At 34.3% G+C, this 15342-nt stretch carries 15 protein-coding genes; all 15 read left to right on the top strand.

The genetic code is table 11. The annotated features are described in order from the left end of the window. Positions 1–123: 123 nt before the first annotated feature. The 15 genes from DK441_RS22240 to DK441_RS22310 all read left to right on the top strand — a co-directional run bounded on the left by DK441_RS22240 (position 124) and on the right by DK441_RS22310 (position 15336). Complete coding sequence (locus DK441_RS22240) at positions 124–567, top strand: hypothetical protein (RefSeq protein ID WP_109852797.1); 444 nt, start codon at positions 124–126, stop codon at positions 565–567. Further along, positions 567–1622, top strand: coding sequence for a hypothetical protein (locus tag DK441_RS22245; protein ID WP_109852798.1), 1056 nt, complete (start codon positions 567–569; stop codon positions 1620–1622). The genes DK441_RS22240 and DK441_RS22245 overlap by 1 nt, the downstream gene beginning before the upstream one ends. After that, positions 1619–2737, top strand: coding sequence for a hypothetical protein (locus tag DK441_RS22250; RefSeq protein WP_109852799.1), 1119 nt, complete (start codon positions 1619–1621; stop codon positions 2735–2737). The genes DK441_RS22245 and DK441_RS22250 overlap by 4 nt, the downstream gene beginning before the upstream one ends. 6 nt (positions 2738–2743) lie before the next feature. Then, positions 2744–3070, top strand: coding sequence for a hypothetical protein (locus DK441_RS22255; RefSeq protein ID WP_074406644.1), 327 nt, complete (start codon positions 2744–2746; stop codon positions 3068–3070). Further along, positions 3070–3318, top strand: coding sequence for a hypothetical protein (locus DK441_RS22260; protein WP_074406643.1), 249 nt, complete (start codon positions 3070–3072; stop codon positions 3316–3318). Before DK441_RS22255 ends, DK441_RS22260 begins: the two co-directional genes overlap by 1 nt. An 11-nt stretch (positions 3319–3329) precedes the next feature. Next, entirely contained in the window at positions 3330–7781 is a 4452-nt protein-coding gene (locus tag DK441_RS22265) for a hypothetical protein (protein ID WP_109852800.1), read from the top strand. A gap of 27 nt (positions 7782–7808) precedes the next feature. Beyond that, a complete protein-coding gene (locus DK441_RS22270) occupies positions 7809–8033 on the top strand; it encodes a hypothetical protein (RefSeq protein WP_109852801.1) in 225 nt (74 codons plus the stop codon). Continuing rightward, the gene (locus tag DK441_RS22275) at positions 8026–8202 is read left to right on the top strand and encodes a hypothetical protein (protein WP_160112236.1); all 177 of its coding nucleotides are present in this window, start codon (positions 8026–8028) and stop codon (positions 8200–8202) included. The genes DK441_RS22270 and DK441_RS22275 overlap by 8 nt, the downstream gene beginning before the upstream one ends. Before the next feature lie 3 nt (positions 8203–8205). After that, on the top strand, positions 8206–8661 hold the full coding sequence (locus DK441_RS22280) for a hypothetical protein (RefSeq protein ID WP_109852803.1): 456 nt from the start codon (positions 8206–8208) through the stop codon (positions 8659–8661). A gap of 59 nt (positions 8662–8720) precedes the next feature. Next, on the top strand, positions 8721–9131 hold the full coding sequence (locus DK441_RS22285) for a hypothetical protein (RefSeq protein ID WP_109852804.1): 411 nt from the start codon (positions 8721–8723) through the stop codon (positions 9129–9131). A gap of 96 nt (positions 9132–9227) precedes the next feature. Next, positions 9228–9794, top strand: coding sequence for a hypothetical protein (locus DK441_RS22290; RefSeq protein WP_109852805.1), 567 nt, complete (start codon positions 9228–9230; stop codon positions 9792–9794). Between the two features lie 184 nt (positions 9795–9978). Next, positions 9979–10857: a S49 family peptidase gene (locus tag DK441_RS22295; RefSeq protein ID WP_109852806.1), complete on the top strand. Its 879-nt coding sequence runs from the start codon at positions 9979–9981 to the stop codon at positions 10855–10857. Positions 10858–10886: 29 nt separating this feature from the next. Next, complete coding sequence (locus DK441_RS22300) at positions 10887–13049, top strand: hypothetical protein (protein ID WP_109852807.1); 2163 nt, start codon at positions 10887–10889, stop codon at positions 13047–13049. Positions 13050–13110: 61 nt separating this feature from the next. Then, positions 13111–13935 carry a hypothetical protein gene (locus DK441_RS22305; RefSeq protein WP_109852808.1) on the top strand — a complete coding sequence of 275 codons (825 nt, stop codon included), beginning with the start codon at positions 13111–13113 and terminating at the stop codon, positions 13933–13935. A gap of 324 nt (positions 13936–14259) precedes the next feature. Beyond that, positions 14260–15336: a hypothetical protein gene (locus DK441_RS22310; RefSeq protein WP_109852809.1), complete on the top strand. Its 1077-nt coding sequence runs from the start codon at positions 14260–14262 to the stop codon at positions 15334–15336. The last annotated feature ends 6 nt before the right edge of the window (positions 15337–15342 follow it).

A 15342-nucleotide genomic window follows, 5' to 3' on the forward strand; every position in this document is an offset into this window, starting at 1 on the left:
ACTATTTAAAAATCAATTATTTATAAAGCACGATTTTAGCACGATTTTAGCACGATTCGCACGATTTAATATTCAAGTAAGTAATGTCCACATAAATATCTGGTGTTCATACTATTATTGAGTATGATTCTGCAGCGAAACGATAACCTTATTTCTAATATCTGTAAAGTGTACTTAAAATCGGTGCACGGTAAGGCTTTTCCTTTATTATCAGAAACGCATACAAGTCTTTCAAAAATCAGATGGAGTAGTAATGCAACTACGACAAAGGCAGGTCTTCGGTATAAAAATAGTCTTAGGCTTGTGTATAGAGGATTATCAGAAGAAATTTTCACAGAGCTGGACCAACTATTAAAAGGCCATTATGAGGTTGTTGTAAAAACAAATTATGGAGATCATTATAGGTTGTCAGGATCTAAAAATCCAATGATTTCTAAAAACAGGTTCAGAACCAGAGAGTCTGTGATAACATTACAAAATGAAGATTTTTTACCTATAGAATATATCAGTCAAGATTTAGCAAATGACTATGGTTTTGCTTACGTGTTAAGTTTTGGTTTATCATAATGCCGTTTCCAGAAGTTATATCAATACCACAAAAAAGTAATGCGGTAGCCTTTACAGACCCTATAACACAATTCTCTGCGGATGAACTCAATCAAATTGTAGAAAAGCATAATAAAAATGCTTTGTTTCATGGAGTACACCCTAATTATAATGCATTAATTGTAGCTCATCCTAACCCAAAGATTGGAGCTAGTGCATTGTTGATAGATGGTACCGAATACAGGAGTACAACTGGAGTATGGATAACTAAGGATATAGCAACAGAACAGGATAATAAAACTATCCAAAACAGAATGATCTTAGTTAACCCGTTAACTAATATTAATGAGTATGCGGTTATAGCAGATCAAATAAACAACCTCCCAAATTTTGTAGTCCAGGAGGATGAGACTGCATTATTTTATATATACCAGGGATCTATTGAAAAAGGAATATACCGTATTGATTACGAAATTGTAAAAGGAAAAGGTACATATGGCCAGTCTGGCACTGCTTTACAGGCTCAGGATATCAATAAAACGGCACTTAAATTTATAAAAAAGGATGCCATCAATGGCTTTCAGGATTTAGGAGATATCGGTGTTCAGACCATTGAAGATTACATCAATGCCAATGGTCCGTATGGAATTCAGGGAGATCGATTTTTTCAGGCAACTATTTCGGGCATTGAAAATGTATACCTATACACTGGTAATGCTGGTGTGATAGGTACCGGAAATACTCAAACTATAGCAACCGATTACAATGATATTTATACCACTTCTATTAATGCAGTCCTGATTAACATAAGAGAAATAGGAGTATTTGCCAGTACCAATTATGTAGACCAGGGTGATGCTAATGTTTTAAATACAGTTACAGGACGAATTGGCACCTGGACTGTGATCGATGGATACCGTGTAGATAAGAAAACCAATCCAGATTATAACGCCATTGAGATTGGCGATGAGATACATGGCAAACGTTCTGCAACTCGATTTATAGTAGCAGACGTGACTGGAATGCCTTATACAGACGATGCTAATTTAGAATTCTATATAGATACAGAAAAATGAAAAAACTAGTAGTACTTATTATTTTATTGATTTCGACAGCTTCTATTGCTCAAAAAATAAAAATAGATGTCACGCGATATAATCCTTTAACCGGTGCACCAGTAAACCCTCAAAAAGGGTGGGTGTATTATGGCGATGATGATAATTTGTATAAGTATAATGGTTCGCAATGGATTGTAGTTGGTGCTCCAATCATAGCAGGATCAGGAATAGTTAATAATTCAGGTACTTTTGATTGGGGCGGGGGCATTACTAAAAACACAGCTTTAAATTTAGGTGCTTTTAATCTTACTTATTCTTCTGTTGTAGGTACCAATGAGTATGGTGGGCTTGTTAATTCTAGTAATTATAATCATTACATAATTAATAATGCAACTGGTGTTACTAATTCTATATCTATTAATGATACGAATTTATCTATATCTAATGAATCAAATGGAGGTGATGACTCACAAAGTATATTACTCACAGAAGATAATGTAAAAATTAGGTCCATAGGAACAGGGTCTAGACATAATGTAACGTTTAGTGAATCTAATATCGTGTTTGATAGCTCTACTGGTGCCGTTAATAGCAATAATTTAGAGATAGGATTAGACGGGGTTATTAAGGCACCTTCTATGACAAATTCAGAAGTTGATTCAGCAACGGATGATGTTTTAATACCGAAAGGTTATGCAGATGCCAATTATGGTGGGGGATCTAGTGTAATACAAAAACATACAGAAACTTTGACAGATCATGTTATCGTTTCTGGACCTAACATACAGATTTTACCTAGCCCAGGTATTGACAAAGTGTATGACATCATTTCTATTTCGATATCTAAAAATTTAACAACTGCATATAACAATGATGTTGGATATAGAATTTATATGGGAAATGGGGTTGTATCAGAATATAGTGTAGCAAATAGTGAAATGAGATGGAATTTTCCTGGGATCATTTTTCATAAACTAAATATTACGGATTATGATGGTGATGCAGGCGATGGGAATACTGTTGCCGATACGGTTGGTAATTCAGCATTGAACTTATCTTTTTTTGGTGCTTCTGCCACAGGTGGCGTTGGTACTATTAAAGTGAATGTTGTTTATACGGTAATTGATCTATAAATTAATATGGAAACAACCTATAAAATAGATGATCCGACAATAAAAGTTTTTGAAATATCAAGATCCAGTAATCCAATCTTTGAAATTCGAAGGAAAGAATGTCCATTCAATGATAATATTAAAATTATTGTATCAGAAGATCAAAGAAAAAAAACGGTACGACAGACATTAGTGCTAGGAGAAGGAATAGAAAAAAGAGGGGAGTGGTTACGCTTTAAGATCGATTGGAATAGATTAAAACGTAAAAAAAAAGTATGTGTTGAGATCGATGGATATGGTAACGGTAATCGGCAAATGATATTTGAAATTAAAATTAATAAAAGTGCAATCTAATGGGAATCGATGTAAATGTAATAGTAAATGAGTTTTCAGGAAGTGGCTTATCGGATGTAGGTCAGGAACTAGGAGTTCTGTTTCATAAAGCTAGTGGTGAATTTGATCCAAATAAAATACAACCGGATAATGTAGCCTTTAGTAGTATCATGTCAGATGGCTCTTTTATAGGGTATGGTGTTTATGTTAGTGGTCCTGCAAACGAAGTCAGTTCTTATAAAGATGTTGTTAGTACCTATAACCCTTAAATTAATTAAAAATGAAGAAAGTACTTATTGTAATTGGAATGCTTTTTTGTGTATTGGGGAATGCACAGAATTATTCAAAACTACCAGCCGCTACTAAGAACGACAGTATATTAATGTGGAGGAATAGTGATAAAAGAATCACACATGCTCCGTTATCTACATTTGCCGGATGGATAAACGATGCAATTACTGGAGGAGCAACAGATAATCAACAACTATCATTAAGTGGTAATACGCTTACATTAGAAAGAGGGGGGAGTGTTGATCTAACACCGATATTACCTATGGATCAAACAATTCAAACTTTCTCTTTTAATCCAACAACAAATATAATTACACTTCAATTATCTAATGATACAGTTAAGACTATCGATTTATCCTCATTATCAGGAGGAGGCTCTGGAACTGATGACCAACAAATAAGTAGGTCAGGAAATACTATCACACTGGAAGATGGAGGGAGTATAGATATATCGGATAAACAGGATAACCTGGTTAGCGGTACCAATATCAAAACAATTAATAATCAATCCTTATTAGGATCTGGTAATATTGCAATTTCAGGAGGTGGAGGAAGTACGAATGCAAATATCTTTGTACCAACTTTAGCGACAGATTTCACTACTCCAAGTGCTTCCAATGCAAATAAAATATGGGAAATCCAAAGTACCATAGATTTAGCAGGAGGTAACTTCAGTCCACCAGCGAATGTCACTTTATCTTTTAAAGGAGGAGAGATACTAAATGTAGGCAATTTTGTTGGTAACAATACTTCGTTTGAATTCATCAATGAAGATTTGGGAATAGATCTTTTTGATGCCACCTTATCTGGAACTTTTATTGTTAGCGAAGTCTATGCTTCTAATTTTGGAGCAAATGATACTGATTCAAATACGATTAACAATTTCAATGTAGGAAAGCAATTGCTTTATATGGTTAATCAGAATTCAGGTACTTTAATATGGAATAAAGTAACTGATGGTGTATATCATAGAGATCAGTATATAGATGACTATGGATCACCTTTTTTTACAAATGGGCCGGGTAATGATAATTTATGGTTAGTAGGTAATGGCGGTGATTATGTTAAAGTTACATCCAAAGGAGGTGCTAAAGTTAAATCCAATCCTAGCGCTTTAAGAAGATCTTCTATTTATGGATTTTATGACACTAAAGGTTCTATTATAGAAGGAAACCATTTAACCGGAGATCGATTTGAACATTTTTATGATAAAACAATTGAACTTACCAGTGCTGCAACTTCAGCAGGAAATGTAAGATTAAGAATAATAGAACATCCTCAATTTAAAGATGATGTAACCGAAAAAGAAATTAACGAATTAATACCTCTAACGCTAAGTAATATTGCTACCAATGTTACCGAAATAGTTAATTATATAAACACGGATCCTGATTTCGCTGATTGGACAGCAACAAACCCTACGGGAAATGAGATAGAGCTAAGAGGGCAACCTGGGCAATATTCTACTGTGATTTTTACAGATGAAACATCTGGAGCAGGAGTATCTGTAGATATAACAGACTTATACGAATGGGGTCATGGTGTTGTATACGGTTCTAATGCAATTGATTGTATAGTTAGGAATAATGTTATAGAACAGTTTCACGGTGATGGTATTGCAAGAAGAGATCAGACCAACGGAAATTTTAATATAACAGATGATCATTTAACCAATGGTTTTATAGACGAAAATGGTACAATTACGGCAGGTGGAAGTTATCAATACATGACTCTAACCAGAGATATGCCAACTCCTCATTTATGGTTTACTTTTTTCCCCGGAGCTTCTACAAGTGTTTACTTAACTCATTTTAGATATTGGATGATTTTTTATGATGAAAACGATGTTTTTATAGAAAAATCCTCTACGCTCACGCCATATACTGTTTATGAATATCCAGACAACTACAAAAAATATAGAATATTAGTAGATGATAATGGTACAAACATCACTGATTTTAGATGGTTTGTTACATCACCTAGTTATCCTTTTAGGGCTATAATTGAAAATAATGTACTTAGAGAAAATAGAAGACATGGTATTACAAATCCTGCTATAGGGGCTAAAATACTATATAATAATTTTTATAAAAATACAGGAGTACTGCCTAGTGGAGATCTTAATATTGAAGATTATGGGAAAAAATCTAATAATTATATTATTGAAGGTAACAGATTTTCAGAATCTAATTTCTTTAATTTAAGTATAAAAGGTCCAGATAGAGTTATTATTAATAATAATTGGTTTGAAGGGGGTATACAAGATTTTAACGGTTCTTATAATTCTAAAACAGTAGCTATTCTTACTTCTTTTTGTAGAAAAGCAAAAATTACAAATAATTTTTTCGTAGATAAATCCAGTAATGTAGATTTATCTACTGATTTTAGAGGTAATACTTTAACGAATAGTCAAATTGATGTTAGATCTGGAGGTGCTGTAGTTACCGATAATATATTTATTAATTCAAGAATACGAAGTGGTGCTCCAGGAGGTGTTATAACTGAAGGGTTAATGTCAGGACATTCTTATGTAACTAATAATACTTTTTATATTAGTAAAGGGTGGGGAAACGCTTCATTTATCGATGAAGATAATACATTAAGAAGGGATAATAATAAATTTCTTTTTAATCATAAAGCTACTCAACATGCACCATTAAATGAAGAAACTTTAAGGACAGTAGAGTTACAAGGTACTTCTGAGAATTACATGCGCTCCCAAAGAACTATCCCGCAGGGAGAACCTTATACAGGAAGTACAAGACGTGAAATTGTTGAAGGGATACAAGCAATAGCTTCACAAAGACACTATGTTGGTTGGACAATGTACGCTGCACCGATTTCAGACATTAATATTGGAACGAGTCTCAAAATAGAAAGCGGTTATCCTAAATCATTCATTATTGATGGAGGTAAAGTAGAGGGTTGGTTATGGTTAGATTTAGAACAATACGCAACTGATGGAGTTGGAGATTTTGAAACAATAACAGTAAAAGATTTAATAATAGACGTTCCTGCTAATATTAGTGCAAATGAAGGATTTTTAAATAATTCTAATTTTGGAGGAACACAGTTGCAAAATTTAGTGAGGGTTACGCAGGACAAAAATGTAAACTTAGCTTTTGAAAATTGTACGTTTAAAACAGAGGATACTACTACAGGATTGTTTCTGTATTTAGGTCATAGAGGTACTACTATTCTTGATAATTGTACTTTTAGTAGCCCTAGCCCTCAAACTATTGATTTCACTACAGGAGGTGCAGCTAAAACAATAGGTGTGTATCGAGGACCTAATACTGGGAATATTACGAATATTAATCCAACCACTAATAATATTTCTTTTGTCTATAGAGGTAGTGATACAGGACTTATAAGTTATGGTGGTAACGCTACAGACGTTAATGCAATTCATAGTAATGTTTCAAATGAAGTCAACTCTCTAACAGAGAAGGTAACGCCTATAGGCGCAGATGTTTTAGTTATAGAAGATAGTGCCGATAGTAATAACAAAAAGAAAATTCAGATAGCGAACTTACCTAGTTCAGGAGGAGCTACAAACCTAACGTATAGTAATGGAGTTATTCAAAGTGATACAGGAACGGATGCTACTATCCCAAGTGCCACGAATAGTGTAAATGGTTTAGCTACATCTGCTCAAGTCACTAAATTAGAAGGAATAGAAACTGGTGCAACTGCGGATCAAACGGGTGCAGAAATTGAATCGGCATTAGATACTCAATTAGGCAATACAGATTGGAAAGTAGCAGGTGCCTCATTTGATGGAGGAACGATAGCGCAAAATTTGACATTAGATGATGGTGTTGGATCACCGCCTCAAATTAGATTAAATGGGTTATCTGGTGCAGATAATATTAGAGGAAGTCTTTTTATAACCAATGATGTTATGACGTTGCAGCTAGCAAATTTAACTACACCCTTTACTACAGGATTAGTGTTTAGTAATACAGCTATTCGAGCAACGGGAAATACATTTTCTTTAGGAACCTCCAGCACAAGATTTGTGAATGGTTGGTTTAGCGGTGATATTACTGCTGCTAATTTTAAAGTTGAAGGAGGCACATCATCTCAATTTTTAAAAGCCAACGGATCAGTTGATAATACGGCCTATGCAACAATACCTACGATCACTAATTATTCGGCTTCACAAAACTTCTTTACATCCGACATAAATAACTCCAGAAATTATACAGGAGCAGCATCCAATACATGGTTATTATCAACTACGGTAGATACCGCAGCTAATATAGGGGATACCGTATGGTTATCGAGTAGTAGTGCTTCAGGTACAGTAGCAATTAACCCTGATACGGGTATAACAATATTAGATTCTGGGAATGGCTTAACATTGGGCCCCACAAGAAGAAGTGGTAAAATAACCAAGGTGGCTGCAAATACCTGGATAATGGCATTTTTTGATTAATAAGTATAAACTAAAAGAAAAGAAAATATGAGAAATTTATTACAAAAATACGGAGTTTGGGAGTACGTGCTCTTTGTAATTGGATTGTTAGTCCTGGGTAAACTTACCTATGACTTTTTATTTAATACTCTGGAGTATTCAGTATTAAACGGAATCGCATTTGTAGTTGGGGTATTGTTGATAGCAGCTCCTGCCACATTAGTGAAAGCAGCAAAACAAAAATTGGGTCAAAATGGTAAAGCAAATGAATGAAATATTAGAAACAAAGCTCCTATTACTTTATACTATTGCCCTTCTCTTTGGAAATTTTTTTGAAGAATGGATTATTGGAACTGCAGCGTCCACAGGAACTCTATTAGTAGCAGCTACGGCAACCCATTTTTGGAAGAAGTATGTATTAAATCGTAACAAAAAAAAGTAAATTATGGGTTATTCATTTGGTCAAAGGAGCAAAGTTGAATTAGAAAGTTGCCATATCGACTTGCAAAAAGTATTGAACCTGGCTATAACATATAGCAAGGTTGACTTTGGTATTAGCGAAGGTCATCGCCCTATAGAACGTCAATATAGATTGTATTTACAAGGAGCTACTACTAAAGATGGTTATACCGATAAAGGGAAACATAATTATGAACCATCTTTGGCAGCAGATATATACATCTATCACCCAAATAAAAAGATGAGGAAAGAGATAGACTATGACGAAGTTCACTTAGCTTATGTTGCTGGAGTTATAGATGCTTGTGCAGAAGAACTGTTAAAGAATGGAGAAATCACACATTTGATTAGATGGGGTGGTAATTGGGATAATGATGGTGTTATTAAAAAAGATCAATCCTTCCAAGACATGCCACATCACGAACTTAGAAAAGCAAAATGAGACTATTAATTTTTATCTTAATATTATGTTGCTGGAGTTGTGGTACCAGAAAACGAACTATGGAGAGAACTCGGGTTCAAACTTTAAAAATTGAGAAAAGAGATGTTGTAAAGAATGAAACTGAAAAAATAGAAACCAATGCTTTTATTATTCGAGAAACTGACAAGATAATTTATCGACCAGTAGATATCAAAAAACCTATGATATTGGATGGTAAAAAATTTATCAATACCGAAATTGAAAAAGAGGCAATTAAAGAAATTGATTCTACAAAAATTAAGAAAGAAAAGGTCGTTGAAACTTCTGATAATTCAACCATTAAGACCGACAAAAAAGAAGACAATAAGACGGTAAATGTTGATCGTGATTATTCTTTTAATTTTTGGGATTGGATATGGTTGTTTCTAGCTGCAGCAGCAGTGTACTATGTATTCACAAAACGAAAATGGATAATTTCATGGTTTGTATAAACCTTTGAAATATATCAACATCAGTATGTTAACTAATAATCGAATTAACCTTGCGGAAATCCACAGGGTTTTTTAATTTAGAGGAACTGAACATTAATGAGTAAAAAACAAATCATACCATTTCCTTTACCCGAATACCTGGCTACTTATTTCGGGAATAAATTAAATACTAAAACACATCTGTTAACAAATGGATCTTTGGTAAAACCTTTTCACGTTGATATGAGTTCGTCGTTTGGCCGTTTTGTCTGCACTAAATTATCTAAAGCTAATAAACCTACTGTATTAGAAAAAGGGATGACCTTCTTTATTGAAGTTAGTCTTACAGCAGGTAGTAATTTTGCAGAAGTTGTTGAAGGACGTTATGCTCTAATGGAATTTACTGATCAGGCAATTAATGAAATTACATTACGATTTAAGGCTGCGTTTGAAAGAGAATTATTAGCATATGTTGCTGGTGCAGAATCTCAGCATGAGGACACATTAAAATCTTTTCCATCCAAAAGAAAGACTGCAGAAACTTCTAGAGTTAGGACAAAAGCAATCAAACGATTTTGTCATAATAATCACGTATTATACTCCGATAAGAATCTTGAAGCATGGAAAAAGAGATGTCAAAGATATAAAACCAATCATAAAGACTTGATTTACAATGCTTTGTGATTTATCCCGTTAATTTGTCCTTATAAATGTTAAAATCAAGGTCTTAAAATCCTATTATTTTTCCCATTCTCCTTTTTTCTAAACTTTTTTACGAATTCAATTTCCTTTACTACTAATTATAATGTCCATTTATAAAATCGCTCACTAGGCTATTATTGTAATGTAGATCATTAAATGATATGAAATGCTATTCAGCAAAACAGCGAGCGAAATTAGAAGAGGCTTATGGGCGATAGATCCTATTACGGGATTATATAATCTCAAACTTGCCAATGATATCCTTTCCGGTAATGTAAAATCCAAAGAACAAAAAATCCAATCTGCTATTCGAGAGGTAGTAAACGAAGATGGTATTCCATTGGCTAATAATGGTCAGGAACAAATTCCTGCTGGGAGTATAGGTATTGTTTCCATTACGGGTAATATGATTAAGTATGGGAATTATTATTGCTGGGGAGCTGATGAACTGGTGTCTTTTGCTAGGTCTTTTGATAATAACCCTAATATAACAGGGCAGATATGGAAAATTGATTCCGGAGGTGGTTCTGTGGGGGCTGTAGCTCCATATTTGGACTTTTTAAAAAACAAAAAGAAACCTGTTGTTGCTTTGTGTGATTTTTGTGCCAGTGCTGCTAAATGGGTGGCTTCAGGCACTGATTATATTATGGCCGAAAATGATATCAGTTCTGCATTCGGTAGTATAGGAGTTATGGCTTCATTTATGAGCTATATAAAATACTTTGAAGATTTAGGAATTAAGGAGCATACCGTGTATGCGGATCAATCATCAGATAAGAACAGAGATTTTGAAGAAGCTCTCCAGAGTAATTATAAATTATTAAGAGAACTTACTCTGAATCCACTTGCAAAAAAATTTCAAGATACTATAAAGAAAAATAGAGCAGGAAAACTCAATGAATCCATTGAAGGCATTTTAACCGGTAGAATGTTTTATTCAGAACCGGCAATAGAATATGGATTAGCAGATTCAATTGGTAACCTTGATGCTGCTATTGAAAAAGTTAAAGAACTAGCCTCAGTGCAGAGCTTTATGAATAGTTAAGTAATAATTTAAATTTTAAAACAAAAGTTATGTGGAAACAAGTAATGGCGGCTGTTTTGGGAGCACTGGGATTAAGTGCTTTTAAAGAAGGTCCATTGGAATTTACCGCCGAAGAGAAAAAAACCATAGACGAAGCAACCAAAAAAGATGGTTTTGCCGATAAGTTTATGAAGGAGTACAATGCCAAGTTAGATCTGGATGGAGCTAATGAGGCTATCGATGCATTTATGAAGGAACAGGGAATAAGTCCTGGACCTACAACTGCAAGCGAAGGAGACGAAGATGAAGGAAAGAACCCAGCAACAGTTTTGCCGAATGTGGATGCTTCTTTGGATGATAAACTGAATGCGGTAATTAAAGACAGTAAAAAATTAAAAGCTGATAACAAAAAATTAGCAGCTGATGTAAAGAAACTAAAAATACTACCTGAAGCAGATGATCCGGAGATAATTAAGGGAAATATGAACAAAGGAAACATTAAACATTCTGCAACACATTTATTTGGAATAGATGCAAGCTATAATGAGTTCGAGGGTAGACCATGGAATCAGGCAGCAAAACAGGCTAGTCTTGGGCAAAAAATTACAGCCGAAACAAATTGGAACCAAACTGCGAACATTGAAAAACTGAATCAGGACATACAGGATTACTTCAGAAGAGACCGTCAGCAATTAAAACCTACACTTTTAGATGGTTTACAAATGAAGAGATATGTTACCATGATTAGTGGTGTCAGTGATGAATTAATTTGGGGAACCGTAGCAACAGGGGAAATCACCCAAAGTTTAAAAAGACAATATCTACCTAAGAACAAAGTAAAATTTGAAGCGGAAAAAGGAAAAGTACGTGACATTCAAATAGATATGCTGTTTGAAGGCTATGAACTTAAAAAACTTGAAAAATCATATCTAAAGAATTTCGCTAATCTTGGCATTAAAGACTCAAACCCATACAAAGAAGTGTTTGTGCGCTATGTGGTTAATGAAATTATGAAACGTGCTCGTAAAGAGGATAAAATTGTAATGGGACGTGGAGTATATTTTAATGATCCAGAGAGAGGTGTGCCGGGTTCATTCATGAATAATTTTGATGGATTTCTTAAATTGATCGATCGAGCAAGAGATGAAGGAAAATACAAAACTTTTAAACTAGGTAGACCAACCGAAACAAACATTGATGATTACATCAATAATATGTGTGAGAAACTGCCTTATGAAATTAGAATACTACCAGATTTACAGTTCGTTCTTTCTCCTTACTGGAAGCGTAAATATAACGATGCAAGAGAGCGTAAAAAAGGTGTGAATACTAACTATAATGGAGATACAGATTTTGTAGATGATTTCCCAAATATAGAATTAGTAACATATGACCAGCTTGAGTCTATGGATTTCATGTATATCACAACCAAGGATAATGAATATGCGTTAACTGATAAACCAGGAGAGGACGGTTTTATTCAATTCGAAAAAGACACACGTAATATAAAAGCTTTTGGAGATTATAAGTTAGGCACCTTTATAGCGATGTTTGGTCGTAAACAAATTGATGGTACTACTGGATACGGCAACCAAATGTTCTTCTCTAATGATGTAGCACTAGTTGTAGATACATATATCCCAACCGCAGCAAACGACGCAACTCCTTCTTTGGAAATTCATCATTCTCTAGTAATTGGATCGAATAATACTTCAGCAACCAATATTACTAACCTTGATGATGCAATTCCAGGAAAGAAAGTATACTTATTAGGTGATACAGATACAAATCCATCTACCGTAAAGAATAACACTAACATCATATTGGCTGATGGTGATTTTGTTTTAAATAATGGGAATTTATTAGTTCTTAATGCCTTACCTGGAGGGAAATTTATCGAAGTGGAACGAAAGACAGTAACTACAGATGAGGAAGTGGTACAGGTGGTATTGGCTGATGGAGCGACTACAGCAGATGCATTAGAAGGTAGAAACTTCATCACTTCTGAAAACGCTGCACCAACTGCATTAACAAATATTTCTAATGCTGTAGAAGATGAAGAATACACGATAACTGGGGGTAGCGATACGAATGCTACTACTATTGCAAGTAGCGGAAACTTCTTCTTGAGTGCTGCAATAACCCTTAATGATGGTGTATTTATTACAGTAGTGTATAGCAACGGTAAATTCATAGAAGTAGCCCGTGGGTAAAAATAGATTCCTGTAGGACTACTGCAGGATCTGTTTTATTAATCTTTAAAAAAATAATAAAATGGGATATGTAAGAGTAGATATAAAGAAAGCCTCTGGTGGTGGAGCTCCTCAATCTAAAAGTCAGGAAGTTGTTGTCATTGATGTGGCAGATGTAGCTTACTGGCCAAACAGAGATGATAAGGGAGTACGTATGGTTGGTGACATAGTTATGAAGCCAGGAAAGTACGCAACGATAATAGAAGCAACAGCAAGTACGATAAGTTTACCTATCACAAGTGAAGGAGAAGAAGATGCTGTTTCATTCACTTCTTTACCAGAATTTAGTCATCCTGGCAGCTCATTAGAATTTGATGAGTTTATTACCTGGGCAACTAACAAAAACCTAATATTAGGATTCCGAATTGGTGCTTGTGATGGAGACCAACCTTATTATAGGTTTTATGGAACCCCGTGTACACCGCTATCGTTAATGATTGAGGGTGTTAATAATAATGAATCAACCACGAATTTAGTAAAGTTTCAACAGTTCCAGAAAAGTAGAACAGTACCAGGAAGATATTACGGTACGGTAACCTTTGCGACTGTAAATAACGTAGCAGCCGATGAAACAACGATAGATGTTACTGCAGGATCTGGTAGATATCAGTTACAAGATAACACTGTAGCTACAGCGATTGCAGACATTACGAATGCAACGGATGGAATCAGTTATACCTTATTAGGTAGTGGTGGTACCAATCCAGCTACAATTATATCTACTAACGCTAATTTCTTATTAGCAGGAGCGGTAGATTGGCAAGGTTTGGCTGGTACTTCAATCACTTTTGAAGCTATTGAACAGGCAGGCGGTGATTTTATATTTGTAGAACGATCAAGAGTGTGATTTATATTTGATTGATTTAGTTAGTTTTAAAAATGCTGTTGTAATCTTGCAACAGCATTTTTTTTGATGCAATTTTCAATAAATATTCTTAAAATACTGTTAAATCGTGCTAATAGCACAAAATAGCACAATTAAGTTGTGCTTGGTAATTATTTGTAAATCAGTTATTTACACGGTTAAGCACAAAAGCACGATTTTTTGCACGCTTTTGACAACATATATAGTTTTTATATCCAGTATTAATTTATTGATACTTTTTTGTCCTTATAAAGGGTGCAATTGCACGGTATATTGCTGTAAACAAAAACAGTAAAGCATGCTATTATGAAAGCACCTAACAAACAAGATGTAATTACGTACCTAAAAAGTGATCGTACTCTTACTGGTGGTAAGAATTTATATAATAAAATGATTGGCCGCTCCTTGGCCATTCAAAATGGGTTTAATCGAATGACTGATACGACTCAGAACAAAGCGATAATGTATTATGAGATTGGAAAATTAGTCGGAATCACAGAACGTGAAATAAAAATATACACCTCAAAACCAATAGTTAAAGCCGAAACTAAAGAAAAAGAAATTATACCAATCTACACATTAGAAGAAAGAGTTTTAATGATTGATCCTAATGCTAGCAGAGAAGAATTAGTACAAGAAGCAATAGATCTAAATGAGGTTTCTAAAATAGAGCTTCCTATAATTCCAAAATTTTCGAAAGGATTACCTGGAAATAAGGAAATGATAGCATTTCTAAACGAAAATGGAATAGTTCCGGTTAAGAAGAAGAAGAAAGATTTACTACAAGAAATAGAACTGTACAAAACTCAGGCTACAGAAAAGACGAGTACAGAGGCTATAAAAACTCTTTTAGACTATCGTGATTCCTTGATTTCAAAAAAGTTGAATGAAAGTCCTATTGAGGTAAAACAAACTTTAAAGTTGTACGAGCAATTCCCATTCCTTAGAGATAAAGATTGCCCAGATGTATACAAAATATTGGTTAACGATATGATAACGGCTTATACAATTTATACTGAAGAACAGCCTTTATTGTTTAGCAAAGCTACTCTGGAAGAACTTGCAAAGATAGCTGCTACTGTAAAAAATAATTTTATTGAGAATAAAGATATCTGGGAGGAGTTGGAATACTACCAGGAGAACAAATCTCCACTTGGTAAACATGCTATGTTCTTGAAAATGGAGGTAGAAAAAAGCATTAAGGAACTTTCTACTTCAGACCTAAATAAAAAGATCAATAACCTACGTAGTAACATTTCCAGAAACAAACAAAAGTCTACAGATCCAAAACGGAGCGATAAGGATAAAGAACTGTCTTTAGAGTTATTAAAAAAACAAGAATCAGAGTTAGAAGTCGCTTTAAGTGAATTGGAGAAACGATAGTTAGTC

It is taken from the genome of Aquimarina sp. AU58, from assembly GCF_900312745.1.
Classification (GTDB): domain Bacteria; phylum Bacteroidota; class Bacteroidia; order Flavobacteriales; family Flavobacteriaceae; genus Aquimarina; species Aquimarina spinulae.

Coding starts and splice junctions, on each gene's coding strand:
- DK441_RS22290 (WP_109852805.1), top strand. CDS start 9,228: ATGAGTAAAAAACAAATCATACCATTTCCTTTACCCGAATACCTGGCT.
- DK441_RS22285 (WP_109852804.1), top strand. CDS start 8,721: ATGGAGAGAACTCGGGTTCAAACTTTAAAAATTGAGAAAAGAGATGTT.
- DK441_RS22300 (WP_109852807.1), top strand. CDS start 10,887: ATGTGGAAACAAGTAATGGCGGCTGTTTTGGGAGCACTGGGATTAAGT.
- DK441_RS22280 (WP_109852803.1), top strand. CDS start 8,206: ATGGGTTATTCATTTGGTCAAAGGAGCAAAGTTGAATTAGAAAGTTGC.
- DK441_RS22295 (WP_109852806.1), top strand. CDS start 9,979: ATGCTATTCAGCAAAACAGCGAGCGAAATTAGAAGAGGCTTATGGGCG.
- DK441_RS22240 (WP_109852797.1), top strand. CDS start 124: ATGATTCTGCAGCGAAACGATAACCTTATTTCTAATATCTGTAAAGTG.
- DK441_RS22255 (WP_074406644.1), top strand. CDS start 2,744: ATGGAAACAACCTATAAAATAGATGATCCGACAATAAAAGTTTTTGAA.
- DK441_RS22265 (WP_109852800.1), top strand. CDS start 3,330: ATGAAGAAAGTACTTATTGTAATTGGAATGCTTTTTTGTGTATTGGGG.
- DK441_RS22260 (WP_074406643.1), top strand. CDS start 3,070: ATGGGAATCGATGTAAATGTAATAGTAAATGAGTTTTCAGGAAGTGGC.
- DK441_RS22305 (WP_109852808.1), top strand. CDS start 13,111: ATGGGATATGTAAGAGTAGATATAAAGAAAGCCTCTGGTGGTGGAGCT.
- DK441_RS22270 (WP_109852801.1), top strand. CDS start 7,809: ATGAGAAATTTATTACAAAAATACGGAGTTTGGGAGTACGTGCTCTTT.
- DK441_RS22250 (WP_109852799.1), top strand. CDS start 1,619: ATGAAAAAACTAGTAGTACTTATTATTTTATTGATTTCGACAGCTTCT.
- DK441_RS22245 (WP_109852798.1), top strand. CDS start 567: ATGCCGTTTCCAGAAGTTATATCAATACCACAAAAAAGTAATGCGGTA.
- DK441_RS22275 (WP_160112236.1), top strand. CDS start 8,026: ATGAATGAAATATTAGAAACAAAGCTCCTATTACTTTATACTATTGCC.
- DK441_RS22310 (WP_109852809.1), top strand. CDS start 14,260: ATGAAAGCACCTAACAAACAAGATGTAATTACGTACCTAAAAAGTGAT.